16 protein-coding genes and 3 rRNA genes are annotated in these 19924 nt (G+C 68.6%); 16 read left to right on the top strand and 3 right to left on the bottom strand.

Features of this window, described 5'->3' with window-relative positions; genetic code table 11:
- Positions 1-10: 10 nt before the first annotated feature.
- Entirely contained in the window at positions 11-2179 is a 2169-nt protein-coding gene (locus tag ELQ39_RS13620; protein WP_242592036.1) for an outer membrane protein assembly factor BamB family protein, read from the bottom strand.
- A 183-nt stretch (positions 2180-2362) separates the two neighbouring features.
- Between ELQ39_RS13620 and ELQ39_RS13615 the strand changes: the two genes are divergently transcribed.
- From ELQ39_RS13615 to proC, 6 genes are all read left to right on the top strand, one after another.
- Positions 2363-2713, top strand: a complete 351-nt coding sequence (locus ELQ39_RS13615; RefSeq protein WP_242592035.1) for an SH3 domain-containing protein — start codon at positions 2363-2365, stop codon at positions 2711-2713.
- Between the two features lie 85 nt (positions 2714-2798).
- Positions 2799-3308 (top strand): EamA/RhaT family transporter, encoded by a 510-nt coding sequence (locus tag ELQ39_RS13610; protein ID WP_190004808.1) that lies wholly within the window; start codon positions 2799-2801, stop codon positions 3306-3308.
- A 68-nt stretch (positions 3309-3376) separates the two neighbouring features.
- Positions 3377-4165 carry a class I SAM-dependent methyltransferase gene (locus ELQ39_RS13605; RefSeq protein ID WP_242592034.1) on the top strand — a complete coding sequence of 263 codons (789 nt, stop codon included), beginning with the start codon at positions 3377-3379 and terminating at the stop codon, positions 4163-4165.
- 33 nt (positions 4166-4198) lie between these two features.
- Positions 4199-4990, top strand: coding sequence for an ABC transporter ATP-binding protein (locus ELQ39_RS13600; RefSeq protein ID WP_242592033.1), 792 nt, complete (start codon positions 4199-4201; stop codon positions 4988-4990).
- The gene (locus tag ELQ39_RS13595) at positions 4987-5742 is read left to right on the top strand and encodes an ABC transporter permease (protein WP_190004811.1); all 756 of its coding nucleotides are present in this window, start codon (positions 4987-4989) and stop codon (positions 5740-5742) included. Before ELQ39_RS13600 ends, ELQ39_RS13595 begins: the two co-directional genes overlap by 4 nt.
- A 97-nt stretch (positions 5743-5839) precedes the next feature.
- A complete protein-coding gene (proC, locus tag ELQ39_RS13590; RefSeq protein ID WP_242592032.1) occupies positions 5840-6652 on the top strand; it encodes a pyrroline-5-carboxylate reductase in 813 nt (270 codons plus the stop codon).
- 51 nt (positions 6653-6703) lie between these two features.
- On the opposite strand, the gene ELQ39_RS13585 is transcribed toward proC, so the two are convergent.
- Entirely contained in the window at positions 6704-7303 is a 600-nt protein-coding gene (locus ELQ39_RS13585) for a cysteine hydrolase family protein (RefSeq protein WP_242592031.1), read from the bottom strand.
- A 99-nt stretch (positions 7304-7402) separates the two neighbouring features.
- On the opposite strand from ELQ39_RS13585, the gene ELQ39_RS13580 reads away from it, so the two are divergent.
- Entirely contained in the window at positions 7403-8392 is a 990-nt protein-coding gene (locus ELQ39_RS13580; RefSeq protein ID WP_242592030.1) for a GlxA family transcriptional regulator, read from the top strand.
- Here the strand turns inward: ELQ39_RS13580 and trpS are convergent.
- Complete coding sequence (gene trpS / locus ELQ39_RS13575; RefSeq protein WP_242592029.1) at positions 8332-9357, bottom strand: tryptophan--tRNA ligase; 1026 nt, start codon at positions 9355-9357, stop codon at positions 8332-8334. The two genes, ELQ39_RS13580 and trpS, sit on opposite strands and share 61 nt — an antisense overlap.
- A gap of 760 nt (positions 9358-10117) precedes the next feature.
- On the opposite strand from trpS, the gene ELQ39_RS13570 reads away from it, so the two are divergent.
- From ELQ39_RS13570 to ELQ39_RS13530, 9 genes are all read left to right on the top strand, one after another.
- Positions 10118-11645 (top strand): 16S ribosomal RNA (locus tag ELQ39_RS13570).
- A gap of 310 nt (positions 11646-11955) precedes the next feature.
- Positions 11956-15079: ribosomal RNA gene (locus ELQ39_RS13565) — 23S ribosomal RNA — on the top strand.
- 89 nt (positions 15080-15168) lie between these two features.
- A 5S ribosomal RNA gene (rrf, locus tag ELQ39_RS13560) occupies positions 15169-15285 on the top strand.
- Together the 16S, 23S and 5S rRNA genes form the textbook arrangement of a ribosomal RNA operon.
- A gap of 61 nt (positions 15286-15346) precedes the next feature.
- Positions 15347-16012, top strand: coding sequence for an HAD family hydrolase (locus ELQ39_RS13555; RefSeq protein ID WP_242592028.1), 666 nt, complete (start codon positions 15347-15349; stop codon positions 16010-16012).
- Positions 16013-16072: 60 nt separating this feature from the next.
- Positions 16073-17383 (top strand): MFS transporter, encoded by a 1311-nt coding sequence (locus tag ELQ39_RS13550; protein WP_242592027.1) that lies wholly within the window; start codon positions 16073-16075, stop codon positions 17381-17383.
- Positions 17274-18425, top strand: coding sequence for an acetoin utilization protein AcuC (locus ELQ39_RS13545; protein ID WP_225626994.1), 1152 nt, complete (start codon positions 17274-17276; stop codon positions 18423-18425). Before ELQ39_RS13550 ends, ELQ39_RS13545 begins: the two co-directional genes overlap by 110 nt.
- 80 nt (positions 18426-18505) lie before the next feature.
- Positions 18506-19321: a phosphatase gene (locus ELQ39_RS13540; RefSeq protein WP_242592026.1), complete on the top strand. Its 816-nt coding sequence runs from the start codon at positions 18506-18508 to the stop codon at positions 19319-19321.
- Positions 19322-19450: 129 nt separating this feature from the next.
- Entirely contained in the window at positions 19451-19663 is a 213-nt protein-coding gene (locus tag ELQ39_RS13535) for a helix-turn-helix domain-containing protein (protein ID WP_157842153.1), read from the top strand.
- A 155-nt stretch (positions 19664-19818) separates the two neighbouring features.
- A complete protein-coding gene (locus ELQ39_RS13530) occupies positions 19819-19917 on the top strand; it encodes a 30S ribosomal protein bS22 (protein WP_003948845.1) in 99 nt (32 codons plus the stop codon).
- The last annotated feature ends 7 nt before the right edge of the window (positions 19918-19924 follow it).

Genomic DNA, 19924 nt, shown 5'->3' with positions numbered 1-19924 from the left:
CCGCTTCCTGTCACCAGGAGGCGGGGTCGTCCGCGTCCACGGCGAAGACGGTGCCGTCGGGGGCGCCCGCGACGACGCGGCCCCCCGCGAGGAGAGGCGCGGCAAGTGTCCCGGGGATCCGGTCGGAGTCCGGCCCGAGCCGCGGCCGGGTCTGCCCGAGGAGCTTGCCCGTGCCGGCGTCGACACCGAGCAGGCGTCCGTCGGGCGCGGAGACGTACACGTGCCGTCCGTCGGCGGCGGGCACCGAGCCGCGGCTGATCCCCGTCTCCAGCCGCCACAGCTGTTCGCCGGCGGTCATGTCGACGGCGACGAGCGAGCCGCCCGCCCCCATGAGGTACACGGTGTCGCCCCGCACGCCGGCCTTCGCATCCGAGACCGGCACGGGCAGCGCGACCCGCTGTGTGCCGACGGTGCCGGGCGTGTACCGGACCACGGCAGCGGTGTCCCCGTACGTGCCTCCGCCGGCGAGGAGGAACACGTGCCCGCCGGCGGTTCCCGCGGGCGTCATCGACCCCTCGAGCTCCACGTCCCACCGCACGTCCCCCGTCGCCGGGTCGACCGCTGTGACACGGGTCGTGCTCCCGCCGTCGGACGTGGTCACCGCGTAGGCCGCTGGGTCCTCCTCTCCGTCGAAGGAGGTGAAGTAGGGCACGGCGTGACCGGGGACCCGGCGGGACCACTCGATGTCGCCCGATGCGCTGTCCACGCCCGTGACCGTGCCGTCGGCGCGGGTCAGCAGCAGGGTGTCGCCCACCGCCCGCACCCCCTGGTAGTCGGGCGTGTCGTCCTGCTGCCACACGGGGTCGCCGGTGGCCGGGTCGAGTGCCTCGAGGTCGCCGATCCGGTCGAGGGAAGGCTGGAGCAGACCGGCGGACAGGACGGGCGGTTCGCTCCGCGTGGTGCCCGGGGCGACGTCGCGCTGCCACACGGTGCGGCCGTCGGCCGGATCGAGGGCGAACACCAGACCGGGCACCGCGCACAGCAGCTTCCCGGCTCCGTACGCGCACTGGGGCACGCCGCTGTCCTCGGAGGCGGGCACCGTCTCCCAGGCGGCCGATCCGGCCGGCGTGCTCTGCGCCGCGGCGGTCCGGCGCGGCGGTGTCGTGTCGTCGTACGCCTGGAGCGCGGCGAACCCGCCGAGCACGGCCACACACAGCACTCCGGCCACCAGGGCCGCCCGCCGGCCCGGGCGCCGTGAAAACCGCTTGGCGGGTGCGTCCGTCGTGGCCGCGGCTGCGGCTTCGTCCCGTACGCCGGACGCCGGGGGTGCGTCGGACGTCTCCCGACCCTCGGACGACTCCCGCGCTTCTGGCGTCCGCTGCGCCGGCACGAAGACCTGCGTGTCGTACGTCGCCGACACCGACCGCAGGTCCCGCATCAGTTCGTCGGGAGTGGGCCGGTCGTCGGGTTCCTTGGCCAGACACCGCCGTACCAGCGACGCGAGGGACTGCGGCACCCCCGTCAGGTCGGGCTCGTCGTGGACGACCTGATAGGCGACGACGTACGGGCTGTCGGAGTCGAAGGGACCGCGCCCCGTCGTCGCGTGCACCATGAGCGACCCGAGCGCGAACATGTCGGCGGCGGGGCCCACCTCACGGGGGCTGCGGAACTGCTCGGGCGCCATGAACGGCGGTGTACCGATCAATTTGCCGGTCTCGGTGCGCAGTTCGCTGTCCCGGGGGCGGGAGATGCCGAAGTCGATGACCTTGGGACCGTCGTCGGCGAGCAGCACGTTGCTCGGCTTCAGGTCCCGGTGCACGACGCCGACCCGGTGGATGTCCCGCAGCGCCTCGGCGAGCCCGGCCATCAGGCGACGCGACTGGTCCGGGTCCATGGGGCCGTTCCGGTTCACCTGCTCGGACAGCGTCGGACCGGGGATGTAGAGGGTGGCCATCCACGGGCGGTCGCCATCGGGGTCGGCGTCGACGACGGGCGCGGTGAAGGCCCCGCTCACCCGTCGCGCGGCGGCCACCTCCTGCCGGAAACGCCCCCTGAACTCGGGATCCATGGCGTAGCGGGCGTGGACGACCTTGACCGCGACCCGCATGCCGGAAGGGCTGCGGGCCAGATGCACGACGCCCATGCCCCCGGCGCCCAGGCAGGACTCCAGACGGTAGTGACCGGCGTATTCAGGAAGTTCCGCTTCCGCACCCGTTCCGGTGTTCCGCTGCGGCGTCATGGAACCACCCCCGTGCTTCTCGTTCGCGCGCGCGCCGCTCGGAGCCTAGTCGATGGTGTGTGCGGGACAGCTGCGGCGTGCCCGTCCTTCTGTGCGAAATGCGAAGTGGTGTTTCATGAGCGACATCACGGGAATCAACGTGGCCCCACGACAGTCGTGGGGCGCGACGGGGGAGGTTCATCCATGTCTGTCGAGCAGACCATCGGCGTCACGGGCGGGGACGCGACCGCAGGGACGGTTCCGGATGCCGAGGCCGCCCAGGGGGTGACGGCCACGGCGGCCGCGCTCGCGACGTCCTATCCGGTGGCACCCGGGTACCGGCTGAACGTCCGCAGTGGACCCGGCACCGGTTACGCCGTCGTCCGCGTCCTGTCGGAGGGGGCCCAGGTCCGGATCAGCTGCCAGACGCCGGGCACCTGGGTCACGGGCCCGTACGGCACCTCGAACATCTGGGACAACATCGGCAACGGCCAGTACGTCTCGGACGCCTACATCCGCACCGGCAGTGACGGGTACGTCGCCCCCCGCTGCTAGGACCGCCTCGGGGAGCCCTCCGTCACACGACCGAGTGGGGCGGGGGGCTCCCGCACTCCCGCGGGCGAGGGGTGACAATCGACCCGTGAGCGCAGAAGACAACCGCACGGACGGCACCCCGGCCACCCCCGCCGGCCCCCGGCCCGAACCCCTCCGCTTCTTCGGGACGACCTGGGTCGACCACTCCGGCGGCTATGCCGCCCGTCGCGCCGGTGTCGCCGTCGGGTCGCTGGCCGCCGCTGCCGCCGCCTGCTTCGCGCTGCGGTTCGCCTACCAGGGGCTCCAGATCGCCGCCGTCGGCGGCTTCGTCTCGCTGCTCGTCGTCGTGATGTTCGCGGTCTGCAGCGCCCTCGCCTTCGGGCACACCTGGTCCTCCTTCTCCACCCGCCCCGACCCCGACCGCCAGTCGTCCCTGCGCGGACTGCTGTCCATCGGGTTCGTCGGCTCGCTCCTGGCCTACTTCTTCCGGTCCCTCACCGAGGCCCCCGGCGAGAAGCTGCACCGCGCCGAGTACGAGCAGGCCCGTGAGGAGTACGACCGCCGCATCACCCGCCGCTCCGGCAACCCCGCGCGCAAGCGCCGCCGCGACGCCTGACCCGCGTCCCGGCCCGACTTCGGGAAAAAGGCCGCGTCCCCGCCCCGTCCCACGGCGACCATGGCCGTATGACGACATCCGGGGCCGACCAGGTCACCCACACCGCCCGAGCCCACTCCTTCAACGCGGTCGCCGCGCAGTACGCGGACCACCGCCCCACCTATCCGCCCGCCCTGTTCGACGCGATCGAGGACCTCACCGGCCGCCCGCTCGCGGGCTCCCGGGTGGCGGACGTCGGCGCCGGGACCGGGATGGCCACCGCCCGCCTGCTCGAGCGCGGCGCGCACGTCGTCGCCGTCGAGCCGGGCGAGGGCATGGCGGGGGAGTTCCGCCGCCGCCTCCCCGGCACACCGGTCGTCCGCGGCGACGGCAACGCCCTCCCCCTCGCCGCCGGCAGCGCCGACCTGATCACCTACGCCCAGTCCTGGCACTGGACCGACCCCGCCCGCTCCGTCCCCGAGGCCCTGCGGGTGCTGCGCCCCGGCGGCGCCCTCGCCCTGTGGTGGAACACCAGCGCCGACGACGTGCCGTGGATCGCCGAGGCGTCCGCCCGGGCCGGCCGGCACTTCGGGCGGGACTTCTCCCGCGAGAAGAACGACATCGACGCCGCGACCGCCGACCCCTCGGGCCGGCTGGACTTCACGCGCCGCGCCGTCCGCTGGAGCCGCCGCGTCCCCGTGGACGCCCACCTGGCCAACATCGGCAGCCACTCCCTCTTCCTCGTCCAGAGCCCCGACCGCACCGCCGCCTTCCTCGCCGAGGAGCGCCGCCACGTCCTCGAGGCCTTCCCGGACGGGATCGTCGAGGAGACGTACGACGTCGTCCTCCTCCTCGCCTCCAAGCGGCCGGCTGCTTGACGCGTCCGCGCCGCCGGGAGGAGTATTCATCACATGATGAATTACTCCTCCCGGCCCCCGGAGGAGCCGGCCGTGCACGCCCAGGACCTCACCGTCGTCCGGGGCTCCCGCACCGTGCTGCGCGGCCTCGGCTTCACCGTCCCGCGCGGCCGCATCACCGGCCTCCTCGGCCCCTCCGGCTGCGGCAAGTCCACGCTGATGCGCGCCGTCGTCGGCACCCAGGCCAAGGTCAGCGGCACCCTCGACGTCCTCGGCCGCCCCGCCGGCCACCCCTCCCTGCGCACCCGCATCGGCTACGTCACCCAGGCCCCGTCCGTCTACGACGACCTGACCGTCCGCCAGAACCTCGACTACTTCGCCGCGGTCCTCGACCCGGGCCGGGCAGCCGCCGACCGCCGCCACGACAACGTCACCCGGGCCATAGCCGACGTCGACCTCACCGGTCACGCCGACTCCCTCGCCGGCGCCCTCTCCGGCGGCCAGCGCAGCCGCGTCTCCCTCGCCGTCGCCCTTCTCGGCACGCCCGAGCTGCTGGTCCTCGACGAACCCACCGTCGGCCTGGACCCCGTACTCCGCCGCGACCTGTGGCGGCTCTTCCACGGCCTCGCCGCCGAGCGCGGCGCCACCCTCCTCGTCTCCTCCCATGTGATGGACGAGGCCGAGCGCTGCGACCAGCTGCTCCTCATGCGCGCGGGCGAGGTCCTCGCCGAGGGCGCGCCCGAGGCCCTGCGCACCCGCACCGGCGCCGACACCGTCGAGACCGCGTTCCTCCGCCTGGTCGACGAGGCCGCCGCGGCAACCCGTACCAAGGAGTCCACCCGATGACCGCCACGAGCGCCCTCAGCCTGCCGCGCACCTTCGCCACCGCAGCCCGGGTGCTGCGCCAGCTCCGCCACGACCCGCGCACCATCGCGCTGATGATCCTCGTCCCGTGCGTGATGCTGTTCCTGCTCCGCTACGTCTTCGACGGCAGCGCCCGCACCTTCGACACCATCGGCGCCTCGCTGCTCGGCATCTTCCCGCTGATCACGATGTTCCTGGTCACGTCGATCGCCACCCTGCGCGAACGCACCTCCGGCACCCTGGAACGCCTGCTCGCCATGCCTCTCGGCAAGGGCGACCTGATCGCCGGCTACGCCCTCGCCTTCGGCGCCGTCGCGGTCGTCCAGTCGGCCCTCGCGACCGGTCTCGCGGTGTGGTTCCTGGACCTCGACGTCATCGGCAGCCCCTGGCTGCTGCTCCTGGTCGCCCTTCTCGACGCGCTCCTCGGCACCGCCCTCGGCCTGTTCGTGTCGGCGTTCGCGGCGTCGGAGTTCCAGGCGGTGCAGTTCATGCCGGCGGTGATCTTCCCGCAGCTGCTGCTGTGCGGCCTCTTCACCCCGCGCGACGCCATGCACCCGGTCCTGGAGGCGATCTCCGACGTCCTCCCCATGTCCTACGCCGTCGACGGCATGAACGAGGTCCTCCACCACGCCGACCTCACGACGGCCTTCGTCCGCGACGTCACGGTCGTCGCGGCGGTCGCCCTCCTGGTCCTGACGCTGGGCGCGGCAACCCTGAAACGCCGCACGGTGTAGTCCGGCCCGTCCGCCCACCGGACAACCCCACCCCCACCACCCCCCGGATGGGACAATCACCCCCAGGACGACCCACCCCCGGAGGGCACCCCCAGCCATGACCCAGAAAGTCGCAGTCCTCGGCACCGGCAAGATCGGCGAAGCCCTGCTCAGCGGAATGATCCGCGCCGGCTGGTCCCCCGACGACCTCCTGGTCACCGCCCGCCGCCGGGAACGCGCCGACGAGCTCCGCGCCCGTCACGGCGTCACCCCGGTCACCAACCAGGAAGCCGCCAAGACCGCCGACACCCTGATCCTCACGGTCAAGCCGCAGGACATGGGCACCCTCCTCGACGATCTCGCCCCGCACGTCCCCGCCGACCGCCTGGTCGTCAGCGGCGCGGCGGGCATCCCCACCGCGTACTTCGAGGAGCGCCTCGCCGAGGGCACCCCGGTCGTCCGCGTCATGACTAACACGCCCGCCCTCGTCGACGAGGCCATGTCGGTCATCTCCGCCGGCCGCCACGCCACCGCGGACCACCTCGCCCACGCCGAGGAGATCTTCGGCGCCGTCGGCAAGACCCTCCGCGTCCCCGAGTCCCAGCAGGACGCCTGCACGGCGCTCTCCGGCTCCGGCCCGGCGTACTTCTTCTACCTGGTCGAGGCGATGACGGACGCCGGCATCCTGCTCGGCCTGCCCCGCGACAAGGCGCACGACCTGATCGTGCAGTCCGCGATCGGCGCCGCGACGATGCTCCGCGACAGCGGCGAACACCCCGTGAAGCTGCGGGAGAACGTCACGTCCCCCGCCGGCACGACCATCAACGCCATCCGCGAGCTGGAGAACCACGGCGTCCGCGCCGCCCTCATCGCGGCCCTGGAGGCCGCCCGCGACCGCAGCCGCGAACTCGCCTCCGGCAGCAACGGCTGACACCGGGCAGGCCGCGGCCGGCACGTCACCGCGCCGCGGTCCCCCGAGGCCTCACCGTGCCCCGGCCAGTACGTCCCCCGTCGTCACCACCCGCGCGAACCGCCCGCCGTGCAGCGACACCGCCGTGGCCCGCGTCAGCTCGTCCGCCGTCGCCGACCAGCCGAACGGCCCGGCCAGGTCGAACGTGTGCATGGCGTCCAGCGGGAACAGCACGTCGTAGCCGAGGTTCCCGCCCATACGGGCCGTCGTCTCGTTGCACATGTTCGTCTGGATGCCGGCGATCACGATCTGCCGCACCCCGGCGCCCTTCAGCCACCCGTCGAGATCCGGCTCCCCGTAGAAGGCCGAGTTCACCGACTTCGTCACCAGCAGCTCGGGTCCCGACCCCTTCCCCCGCCGCTCCTCGACGACGTCCTTGAAGTCGTTCCCCTCGTACCCCACCCGCAACGGCGACCGCGACCGAGCGGGCGAGTCGTGCCGTACGAACACCACCGGCCGCCCGGTCTCCTGCCATAGGTCGATCAGCGCGGCGATGTTCCGCTCCGCGTCCGGGTTGTTCCGCCGTCCCCAGTACGCGTCCTCGAACCCCTTCTGCACGTCGACCACGACGAGCGCGCAGTTCCCAGCAACCTCAACCGGTGTCTTCTCCATGTCCCCGATGCTCCCGCCGGGCCTCCCCGCCCACCAGTGGCAGGAAAGCTGAGCATCGATGGCTTCCTGCCACCCCCCGGGCGCGTCCATCATGAAGGGATGCAGCGCATCGCCCTCCTCGCCTTCCCCGGCATCCGCGCCTTCGACGTCTCCGTCATCACCGAGGTCTGGGGCAGCGAACGCACCCTCCCCGGCGTCCCGCCCTTCGAACTGCGCCGCACGGCCGCCGCCCCGGACGACCCGATCCCCATGCCGGGCGGCCTCACCCTCACCCCCGACCGCCCCCTCGACTGGCTCGACGACGCCGACCTGATCGTCGTCCCGGGCCTGGTCGACCACGACACCCCCGTCGCCGGACCCGTCCTCGACGCCCTGCGCCGCGCCCATCACGCCGGCACCCCGATCGCCGCCCTCTGCGCCGGCGCCTTCGTCCTCGCCCGCGCCGGACTCCTCGACGGCCGCCGCGCCGTCACCCACTGGCACCTCGCCCCGCACCTCCAGGCCCGCCACCCCCGCGTCACCGTCGAACCCGACGCGCTCTTCATCGAGGACGGCAACCTCTGGACCTCGGCCGGGACCGCCGCCGGCATCGACCTCTGCCTCCACCTGGTCCGCGTCGCCCACGGAGCCGAGGCCGCCGCCACCGTCGCCCGCTCCATGGTCACCGCGCCGTTCCGCACGGGCACCCAGGCGCAGTTCATCCAGCACCCCACACCCCGCGCCGACCGAGACGCCGACACCCTCGCCGCCGTACGCGAGTACGCACTGCGCCGCCTCCACGAACCGCTCACCGTCGCCGACCTGGCCGCCCACGCCGGCATGGCCCCGCGCACCTTCGCCCGCCGCTTCACCGCGGCGACCGGCGCCACCCCGCTCCGCTGGCTCCTCGACCAGCGCATCGCCGCCGCCCAGCGTCTCCTCGAACGCACCGACCTGCCCATGCCCGAGGTCGCCCGCCGCGCCGGCTTCGGCAGCGAGGTCACGATGCGCCAGCACTTCGCATCGCGCCTCGCCACCAGCCCCCGCGCCTACCGGGCCGCGTTCAACGGCACCTCCTCCGAGGCCGGCAGCAGTCCGATCGCCCGGTAGGCGGCGTCCACCGTCGGCCGCGCCATCCCGCGCGCCCGCTCGGCCCCCTCCCGCAGCACGCCCTCCAGAAAACCGGGATCGGCGCACAGCTCCTGGTGCCGCTCCCGCAACGGCCGCAGCACCTCGATCACCGCGTCGGTCGTGTCTCTCTTCAGCGCCCCGTACCCGTCGTAGGAGCCCGCCAGCTCCGCGGGATCCCCGCCGGTGCAGGCCGCCAGGATCTCCAGCAGATTGGCGAGCCCGGGCCGCGACTCCCGGTCGTAGACGACCTCGCTGCCGCTGTCGGTCACCGCGCGCATGACCTTCTTCCGCACCACGTCCGGCTCGTCCAGCAGATAGACGATCCCCGGCCCGGTGTCGTCGCTCTTGCCCATCTTCGAGGCGGGGTCCTGGAGGTTCATCACGCGCGCCGCCACCCCCGGGCTGGTCGCCCGCGGCACGACGAACGTGTGTCCGTACCGCTGGTTGAACCGCACCGCGATGTCCCGCGCGAGCTCCACGTGCTGCGTCTGGTCGTTCCCGACCGGCACCTCGTCCGTCCCGTACGCCAGGATGTCCGCCGCCATCAGCACCGGATACGTCAGCAGCGACAGCCGCACGCTCCCGCCCCGCCGCTGCTCGCGCGCCGCCTTCTCCTTGTACTGGATCATCCGGCGCATCTCGCCGTCCGTGGCCACGCACTCCAGCAGGTACGACAGCCGGGTGTGCTCGTCCACATGGCTCTGCACGAACACCGTGCACCGCTCCGGATCCAGCCCCGACGCCAGCAGGAGCGTGGCCGCCTGCCTGCTCAGCCGGCGCACCCGCGCCGGATCGTGGTCCACGGTCAGGGCGTGCAGGTCGACGATGCAGAACAGCGCGTCCGCCCGGTACTGGTCGACCGTGGCCCAGCGCCGCATGGCTCCGAGGTAGTTCCCCAGCGTCAGATGTCCGGTCGGCTTGATACCGCTGAAGACCCGAGTCATCTCTTCTCCCTACTCCTGTCGAGCGTCGGGACCGCCGTCCGGGCGGCCGCCCCTCGAGCTCCGGAGGGAGAAAGCGAAACGGCCGCCGAGGCGGCGGCCGTTGAGTGCATACGCAGGACGACCGCCGTCAGGCGGCCCACCAGAACTGGCTGTGCGTACGCGTCGTCATGCCCACGAGACTACGCCCCCGGGGTGGGGGACCGCAGCGAGTTGACACGCGTCCGGGGGATCCGTAGGGTTCTCCGAGTTGTCCGACGTGAGCACCGACTCCGGTCGGCCCCGGACAGCCACTCCGCAAGTACCACCACTGATCGACGTCAGCAGTCTGTCTGCCGGCGCGTCATTGTCGTGCGTATTCGCGGAATGAGGAATCCGCACCCGAAAGGGAGCAGGACCCCGATTAGGTCGGGAGCCGGGAATCCGCTAAAGTCTCACTCGTCGGAACGGCCCGCAAGGCCGGAAAGACAAACCCCGCTGACCGGGGGTCAGGTCGAGAAAAAGATCTGATAGAGTCGGAAACGCAAGACCGAAGGGAAGCGCCCGGAGGAAAGCCCGAGAGGGTGAGTACAAAGGAAGCGTCCGTTCCTTGAGAACTCAACAGCGTGCCAAAAGTCAACGCCAGATATGTTGATACCCCGTCCATCCGGTTCGGATGGTCGAGGTTCCTTTGAAGAAAACACAGCGAGGACGCTGTGAACGTCGGGTCTATTCCTCCCGATGTTCCGCTCTCGTGATGTGTGCACCCGATCACGGGTAAACATTCACGGAGAGTTTGATCCTGGCTCAGGACGAACGCTGGCGGCGTGCTTAACACATGCAAGTCGAACGATGAACCTCCTTCGGGAGGGGATTAGTGGCGAACGGGTGAGTAACACGTGGGCAATCTGCCCTGCACTCTGGGACAAGCCCTGGAAACGGGGTCTAATACCGGATACTGATCATCTTGGGCATCCTTGGTGATCGAAAGCTCCGGCGGTGCAGGATGAGCCCGCGGCCTATCAGCTTGTTGGTGAGGTAATGGCTCACCAAGGCGACGACGGGTAGCCGGCCTGAGAGGGCGACCGGCCACACTGGGACTGAGACACGGCCCAGACTCCTACGGGAGGCAGCAGTGGGGAATATTGCACAATGGGCGAAAGCCTGATGCAGCGACGCCGCGTGAGGGATGACGGCCTTCGGGTTGTAAACCTCTTTCAGCAGGGAAGAAGCGAAAGTGACGGTACCTGCAGAAGAAGCGCCGGCTAACTACGTGCCAGCAGCCGCGGTAATACGTAGGGCGCGAGCGTTGTCCGGAATTATTGGGCGTAAAGAGCTCGTAGGCGGCTTGTCGCGTCGGTTGTGAAAGCCCGGGGCTTAACCCCGGGTCTGCAGTCGATACGGGCAGGCTAGAGTTCGGTAGGGGAGATCGGAATTCCTGGTGTAGCGGTGAAATGCGCAGATATCAGGAGGAACACCGGTGGCGAAGGCGGATCTCTGGGCCGATACTGACGCTGAGGAGCGAAAGCGTGGGGAGCGAACAGGATTAGATACCCTGGTAGTCCACGCCGTAAACGGTGGGCACTAGGTGTGGGCGACATTCCACGTCGTCCGTGCCGCAGCTAACGCATTAAGTGCCCCGCCTGGGGAGTACGGCCGCAAGGCTAAAACTCAAAGGAATTGACGGGGGCCCGCACAAGCGGCGGAGCATGTGGCTTAATTCGACGCAACGCGAAGAACCTTACCAAGGCTTGACATACACCGGAAAACCCTGGAGACAGGGTCCCCCTTGTGGTCGGTGTACAGGTGGTGCATGGCTGTCGTCAGCTCGTGTCGTGAGATGTTGGGTTAAGTCCCGCAACGAGCGCAACCCTTGTCCCGTGTTGCCAGCAGGCCCTTGTGGTGCTGGGGACTCACGGGAGACCGCCGGGGTCAACTCGGAGGAAGGTGGGGACGACGTCAAGTCATCATGCCCCTTATGTCTTGGGCTGCACACGTGCTACAATGGCCGGTACAATGAGCTGCGATACCGCGAGGTGGAGCGAATCTCAAAAAGCCGGTCTCAGTTCGGATTGGGGTCTGCAACTCGACCCCATGAAGTCGGAGTCGCTAGTAATCGCAGATCAGCATTGCTGCGGTGAATACGTTCCCGGGCCTTGTACACACCGCCCGTCACGTCACGAAAGTCGGTAACACCCGAAGCCGGTGGCCCAACCCCTTGTGGGAGGGAGCTGTCGAAGGTGGGACTGGCGATTGGGACGAAGTCGTAACAAGGTAGCCGTACCGGAAGGTGCGGCTGGATCACCTCCTTTCTAAGGAGCACTTCTCACCAACTCCGGTTGGTCAGAGGCCAGCATGCGGGCGAACGTCTCGCACTGGTTGCTCATGGGTGGAACGTTGACTATTCGGCACGGTCCAGGATGGACCAGGCGCTAGTACTGCTCTTCGGGGCGTGGAACGCTGATCTGGTCAACTGACTGTGTCGGGCACGCTGTTGGGTGTCTGAGGGTTCGGCCGCATGGTCGCCTTCAGTGCCGGCCCCAGTGCACTCGAGCCGTTTGGCTTGGGGTGATGGGTGGTTGGTCGTTGTTTGAGAACTGCACAGTGGACGCGAGCATCTGTGGCCAAGTTTTTAAGGGCGCACGGTGGATGCCTTGGCACCAGGAACCGATGAAGGACGTGGGAGGCCACGATAGGCCCCGGGGAGTCGTCAACCAGGCTTTGATCCGGGGGTGTCCGAATGGGGAAACCCGGCAGTCGTCATGGGCTGTCACCCTTGCCTGAACACATAGGGCAAGTGGAGGGAACGCGGGGAAGTGAAACATCTCAGTACCCGCAGGAAGAGAAAACAACCGTGATTCCGGGAGTAGTGGCGAGCGAAACCGGATGAGGCCAAACCGTATGCGTGTGAGACCCGGCAGGGGTTGCGCATTCGGGGTTGTGGGATCTCTCTTGATCAGTCTGCCGGCTGGTCGACGAGTCAGAAACCGTTGATGTAGGCGAAGGACATGCGAAAGGTCCGGCGTAGAGGGTAAGACCCCCGTAGTCGAAACGTCAGCGGCTCGTTTGAGAGACACCCAAGTAGCACGGGGCCCGAGAAATCCCGTGTGAATCTGGCGGGACCACCCGCTAAGCCTAAATATTCCCTGGTGACCGATAGCGGATAGTACCGTGAGGGAATGGTGAAAAGTACCGCGGGAGCGGAGTGAAATAGTACCTGAAACCGTGTGCCTACAAGCCGTGGGAGCGTCGGAACAAGGCTTGCCTTGTTCTCGTGACTGCGTGCCTTTTGAAGAATGAGCCTGCGAGTTTGCGGTGTGTTGCGAGGTTAACCCGGGTGGGGAAGCCGTAGCGAAAGCGAGTCCGAACAGGGCGTTTCAGTAGCACGCTCAAGACCCGAAGCGGAGTGATCTAGCCATGGGCAGGTTGAAGCGGAGGTAAGACTTCGTGGAGGACCGAACCCACCAGGGTTGAAAACCTGGGGGATGACCTGTGGTTAGGGGTGAAAGGCCAATCAAACTCCGTGATAGCTGGTTCTCCCCGAAATGCATTTAGGTGCAGCGTCGTGTGTTTCTTGCCGGAGGTAGAGCACTGGATAGGCGATGGGCCCTACCGGGTTACTGACCTTAGCCAAACTCCGAATGCCGGTAAGTGAGAGCGCGGCAGTGAGACTGTGGGGGATAAGCTCCATGGTCGAGAGGGAAACAGCCCAGAGCATCGACTAAGGCCCCTAAGCGTACGCTAAGTGGGAAAGGATGTGGAGTCGCACAGACAACCAGGAGGTTGGCTTAGAAGCAGCCACCCTTGAAAGAGTGCGTAATAGCTCACTGGTCTAGTGATTCCGCGCCGACAATGTAGCGGGGCTCAAGCGTACCGCCGAAGTCGTGTCATTGCAGCAGATAGCCCCAACGGGTGCTGTGATGGGTAGGGGAGCGTCGTCTGCCGGGTGAAGCAGCCGCGGAAGCGAGTTGTGGACGGTTGACGAGTGAGAATGCAGGCATGAGTAGCGATTCACACGTGAGAAACGTGTGCGCCGATTGACTAAGGGTTCCTGGGTCAAGCTGATCTGCCCAGGGTAAGTCGGGACCTAAGGCGAGGCCGACAGGCGTAGTCGATGGATAACCGGTTGATATTCCGGTACCCGCTGTGAAGCGTCAAACATCGAATCCAGTGATGCTAAGCCCGTGAAGCCGTCGGCTGAGTCTTCGGACGAGGTCGGAGTGGTGGAGCCGGTGACCCGAGCTGGTAGTAGGTGAGTGATGGGGTGACGCAGGAAGGTAGTCCATCCCGGGCGGTGGTTGTCCCGGGGTAAGGGTGTAGGACGTCAGGTAGGCAAATCCGCCTGGCACATAGTCTGAGACCTGATGCCGAGCCGATTGTGGTGAAGTGGATGATCCTATGCTGTCGAGAAAAGCCTCTAGCGAGTTTCATGGCGGCCCGTACCCTAAACCGACTCAGGTGGTCAGGTAGAGAATACCGAGGCGTTCGGGTGAACTATGGTTAAGGAACTCGGCAAAATGCCCCCGTAACTTCGGGAGAAGGGGGGCCACATCCGGTGATGAGCTTCGCGCTCTGAGCTGGGGGTGGCCGCAGAGACCAGCGAGAAGCGACTGTTTACTAAAAACACAGGTCCGTGCGAAGCCGTAAGGCGATGTATACGGACTGACGCCTGCCCGGTGCTGGAACGTTAAGGGGACCGGTTAGCTCACTTTCGGGTGGGCGAAGCTGAGAACTTAAGCGCCAGTAAACGGCGGTGGTAACTATAACCATCCTAAGGTAGCGAAATTCCTTGTCGGGTAAGTTCCGACCTGCACGAATGGCGTAACGACTTCTCGACTGTCTCAACCATAGGCCCGGTGAAATTGCACTACGAGTAAAGATGCTCGTTTCGCGCAGCAGGACGGAAAGACCCCGGGACCTTTACTACAGTTTGATATTGGTGTTCGGTTCGGCTTGTGTAGGATAGCTGGGAGACTGTGAAGCTCGGACGCCAGTTCGGGTGGAGTCGTCGTTGAAATACCAGTCTGGTCGTGCTGGATGTCTAACCTGGGTCCGTGATCCGGATCAGGGACAGTGTCTGATGGGTAGTTTAACTGGGGCGGTTGCCTCCTAAAGGGTAACGGAGGCGCCCAAAGGTTCCCTCAGCCTGGTTGGCAATCAGGTGTTGAGTGTAAGTGCACAAGGGAGCTTGACTGTGAGACCGACGGGTCGAGCAGGGACGAAAGTCGGGACTAGTGATCCGGCGGTGGCTTGTGGAAGCGCCGTCGCTCAACGGATAAAAGGTACCCCGGGGATAACAGGCTGATCTTCCCCAAGAGTCCATATCGACGGGATGGTTTGGCACCTCGATGTCGGCTCGTCGCATCCTGGGGCTGGAGTCGGTCCCAAGGGTTGGGCTGTTCGCCCATTAAAGCGGTACGCGAGCTGGGTTTAGAACGTCGTGAGACAGTTCGGTCCCTATCCGCTGTGCGCGTAGGAGTCTTGAGAAGGGCTGTCCCTAGTACGAGAGGACCGGGACGGACGAACCTCTGGTGTGCCAGTTGTTCTGCCAAGGGCATGGCTGGTTGGCTACGTTCGGGAGGGATAACCGCTGAAAGCATCTAAGCGGGAAGCCTGCTTCGAGATGAGGACTCCCACCTCCTAGAGAGGGTAAGGCTCCCAGTAGACGACTGGGTTGATAGGCCGGATATGGAAGCACGGTAACGTGTGGAGTTGACCGGTACTAATAGGCCGAGGGCTTGTCCTCAGTTGCTCGCGTCCACTGTGTTGGTTCTGAAACCACGAACAACCCCATGCCATGGTCACGGCATGGTGCGGTTGTCAGTTTCATAGTGTTTCGGTGGTCATAGCGTAGGGGAAACGCCCGGTTACATTCCGAACCCGGAAGCTAAGCCTTACAGCGCCGATGGTACTGCAGGGGGGACCCTGTGGGAGAGTAGGACGCCGCCGAACAATTCTTGAGAAAGCCCCCGTGCCATTCGGCACGGGGGCTTTCTGCGTTTATGGTCGGTCCATGCGCTATGACCTGGTGATTTTCGACAGCGACGGCGTCCTCGTCGACAGCGAGCCCATGTCCAACCGACACCTCGCCGCCTACCTCACCGAGCTCGGGCACCCCACCACCTACGAGGACTCCATCCGCGACTACATGGGGTCGGCCATGCACCGGGTGCACGACCTCATCGAGGCCCGGACCGGGCAGCGGCTGCCGGCCGACTTCGACGACGTCTTCCACGCCCGTGTCTTCGCCGCGTTCGAGCGGGAGTTGAAGCCCGTGCCCGGGGTCGCCGACGTGCTGGAGAAGCTGACGGCGGACGGGGTGCCGTACTGCGTGGCGTCGTCCGGGAGCCATGAGCGGATCCGCGTCGGGCACCGGGCGGCCGGGCTGGACCGGTTCTTCGACGACGGGCGGCTCTTCAGCTCGCAGGACGTCGGCCGGGGAAAGCCCGCCCCCGACCTGTTCCTGTACGCGGCCGAGCGGATGGGCACGGCTCCCGAGCGGTGCGTGGTCGTCGAGGACAGCCCGCTCGGCGTCCAGGCGGCCGTCGCGGCCGGGATGGACGTCTACGGGTTCACCGCGATGACGCCCGCGGAGAAGCTGAACGCCGCCACCCGACTCTTCGGCGACATGCGGGAGTTGCTGCCCCTGCTCGCGGCCGGCGACCGCCCCGAGAACTGAGCACGATTCATCTTTGACCGGATCTACCCACCGGTACCCCCGAGCCCTACGCTCGCCGCCATGACTGATGTGCTGCGGCGCGGCAGGGCCTCGTTGGCGTTCAGCTTCCTGACGCAGGGTGTCGCCTTCGCTCTGCTCGTGACGCGCATCCCGGCCATCCAGAACCGGTACGGGGTCTCCGACGGGATGCTGCCCGTCTTCCTCGCCGCCGTGCCGATCCTGGCCGGCATCGGCAGTGTCTCCACGGAGCGGCTGGTGCGACGGGTGCCGCCGAGCCGGGTTCTGCGGTGGTCCCAGCCGGTCGTGCTGCTCGCGTTGCTGGTCGTCGGGGCCGGGCGGCAGATGGCCGTGCTGGCTCTGGCGCTGGCGGCGTTCGGGCTGGCCGTGGGCGCGCTGGACGCCTCGATGAACATGCTCGGGGTGAGTCTGCAGCGGGCGTACGGGCGCAGCATCATGCTGAGCTTCCACGCGGCGTACAGCCTGGGCGGGATCGCCGGGGCGTCGCTCGCCTGGGTGGGGGCGCACTACGGGCCGCCGCTGTGGGTGTCGTACCTGCCGGTGGTGCTCGTGCTGCTGCCGGCGGCGCTGGTGGGCAGCCGGTGGTACGTCGACGGGGAGGCCCAGGCGCCCGCGGAGAAGGGCGGCGAGGCCGGCGCGGGCGGTGGGCTGAAGTGGCTGCTGCCGCTGTGCCTGGTGATGACGGTGGCGTACATCGGGGACTCGACGGTCTCCAACTGGAGCGCGAAGTACCTCCAGGACGTGCTGGGCGGTTCCGAGCAGATGGCGACCGTGCCGTACAACGTCTACATGGTCACCACGCTGCTGGGGCGGACCGTCGGGGACATCGGGGTGCGGCGGTTCGGGGCCGTGGCGATGGTACGGGCGGGGGCGCTGGTGGCGGCGGCCGGGTTCGCCGTGGTGGCCGGGGCGCCCGGGGCGTGGGTGGGGATGCTCGGGTTCACGCTGGTGGGGCTCGGGCTGTGCGTCCTGGTGCCGCAGACGTTCGCGGCGGCGGGGCGGCGGGCGTACGGGACGGGGCGGCCGGGGGCGTCGGACGCGGCCGTGGCGCGGCTGAACGTCTTCAACTATGTGGGCTTCCTGGTCGGTTCGCCGCTGGTGGGTGCGCTGGGGGATGCCTGGAGCTACCGCGGGGCGATGCTGGTGCCGATGGTGTTGGTGCTGGTGACGCTTGTGCACGCCCGTTCGTTCGCGCCGGGCGCCGACCGATACGGTGGCGGGCATGAGCGGCCGCGCACAGCTGATGTGGGACGAAGCAGTAACGGGCTACGACTTCGGCCGGGACCATCCGATGGACCCGGTCCGGCTGGCGCTGACCCGCAGCCTGGTCACCGCCCTCGGCCTGGACCGTGACGTGAACGTGGTCGCGGCGAAGGCGGCGGGGGAGTCGACGCTGCGGCTCGTGCACCGGGAGGACTACATCGACGCGGTGCGGGCCGCGTCGGCCGATCCGGGGTCGGCGGACCAGGCGTACGGGCTGGGGACCCTCGACGATCCGGCGTTCGCGGGGATGCACGAGGTGTCGGCGCTGATCGCGGGACAGTCGGTGGGCGCGGCCGAGGCCGTGTGGCGGGGCGACGCGCTGCACGCGGTGAACTTCGCGGGCGGGCTGCACCACGCGATGCCGGGGGCCGCGTCCGGGTTCTGCGTGTACAACGACGCCGCGCTGGCGATCGCGCGGCTGCTCGAACTGGGTGCGGAGCGGGTGGCGTACATCGACGTCGACGTGCACCACGGGGACGGGGTGCAGGCGGCGTTCTGGGACGACCCGCGGGTGCTGACGATCTCGCTGCACGAGCACCCCCGGACGTTGTTCCCGCAGACCGGGTGGCCGGAGGAGACGGGCGCGTCGAGCGCCGAGGGCAGCGCGGTGAACGTGGCGCTCCCGGCGGGCACCGGCGACGCGGGATGGCTGCGGGCGTTCCACGCGGTGGTGCCGGAGCTGATCGCGGACTTCCGGCCGCAGGTACTGGTGACGCAGCACGGGGCCGACACGCACTTCGAGGACCCGCTGGCGCACCTGGCGGTGTCGCTGGACGCGCAGCGGGCGGTGCAGCTGGCCTGCCACGACCTGGCGCACGAGCACGCCGACGGCCGCTGGGTGGCGCTGGGCGGCGGTGGTTACGCGGTGGTCGAGGTCGTGCCGAGGTCCTGGTCGCATCTGGTGGCCGTGGCGGCCGGGCGGCCCGTGGAGCCGACGACGCTCGTGCCCGACGAGTGGCGGCGGCAGGTGTACGCGCGGACCCGGCAGCCGGCTCCGCACCGGATGACGGACGGCCGGTGGCCGGTGCCGTGGGCCGCGTGGGACGAGGGGTACGACCCGGCGGACCGGCTGGACCAGGCGATCCTGGCGACCCGGCGGGCGGTGTTCCCGCTGCGGGGCCTGCTGCCCTGACAGCCGCCCGTTACGCCGACCGTGGGGCGTGGGCCGCGTTCCGGCCCGGAGGCGCGGCCAGGTGGCGCACCATCGCGGGTGTGGTGACCGCCGACCGCCTTCGCGCGCATCTTCTGACGGCCGGGCTCGCCGGGGTGGTGGGCACCACCCGGGAACAGAGTCTGCGCAGCTACCGGCTGTTCGCCGCCCGGGACCCGCGGGTGCTGATCGGGCTCGACCCGGTCGGGGCGTGGGGCGAGCGGGAGGTGCTCGCGCTGATGGCGGACCGGTGCGGTGCGGCGGCGGATCCGGGGTGGACGTCGGGGCCCGAGATCATCGATCCGGAGCGTACGCTGGCCGCCCTGGACGCCTGTGCGGGGCGGCTGGCGGAGGCCGCGCGGCGCCGTGTCCCGGTGCTGCTGGGCACCGGGCACCCGCATCGGCTGCTCGGTTTCTACGCCGCGCTCGCAGACGCCTTGTCGGCGGCGGGATGTGAGATTCTCACCCCGGCGCAGGGTCGCTGTGTCGACATAACGACCCGGTTCGGTCTACGCACGGCCACGCTCGACTACGTCCGGGGGGTCGGGCTGGTCCGGGGCACGACCGCGCAGCGCCCCGGTTGTGAGCCGGGCGCGCACACGCACTCCCCCCTGCCGGTTCGGGCCGCTCTGGCGGCCGCCGCGGACGCCGGCGGGCCGCTGCCCGGGCTGGTGATCGGAGACCACGGCTGGATCTGCGGGGCAGGTCAGCTGGGGTTCGAGAGCGTCGGGCCGGCGGACGTGAACGACCCGGCGCCGTTCGTGGGGCAGGTCGAGGGGGCGGTCTCGGTGGTCGTTCCGGTTGACGACGGTGCGCGGTCCGATTACTACCTGCCGCTGACCCGCTACGTACTCAATCGAGCGTGTCTGTCACAGTAGGCCGCCGATGGGTGCACCTCTTCCCCACTCGCATCACCCGCCCCTACATTGGGGAGTGAGCACGCAACGACGAAGAGTCACCGGAAGGGGAAGCCGGTGGCCGTCGAGTGCGGAAGGTTCAGGTGTGTCATGGCTGCAGCTGGCGAGAGGCCTCTGAACGAGGTTCAGTTCCTTACCGTGGCGGAAGTCGCCTCGGTGATGCGAGTGTCGAAGATGACCGTGTACCGCCTGGTGCACAGCGGTCATCTGCCCGCGATCCGGGTGGGGCGGTCCTTCCGCGTCCCGGAGCAAGCGGTTCACGAGTACCTCCGCGAGAGCTACGTGGGGGTGGACACGGCCTGACGGCGATCCCGGGAGGGCCTGTACCGGGCACTCATGGGCCTTCCCGGTCACCTCGATTACGACCTCAGCGCTCGGGCGGGTAGGCTGACCCCTCGAAGGTCGTGTGGGCCCATGGCGCCCAAACACCGAGTGATGAGAAGTGAGCGAGGGTAGTCGTGGGCTCTGTTATCAAGAAGCGGCGTAAGCGGATGGCCAAGAAGAAGCACCGCAAGCTGCTCAAGCGCACGCGCGTCCAGCGTCGCAACAAGAAGTAAGCGACAG

Origin of the sequence: Streptomyces sp. GB4-14 (genome assembly GCF_022696125.1) — a bacterium.
Lineage (GTDB): Bacteria > Actinomycetota > Actinomycetes > Streptomycetales > Streptomycetaceae > Streptomyces > Streptomyces werraensis.
The sequence above is the reverse complement of the archived record's forward strand: the minus strand, read 5'-3'. Positions and strand labels throughout refer to the sequence as shown.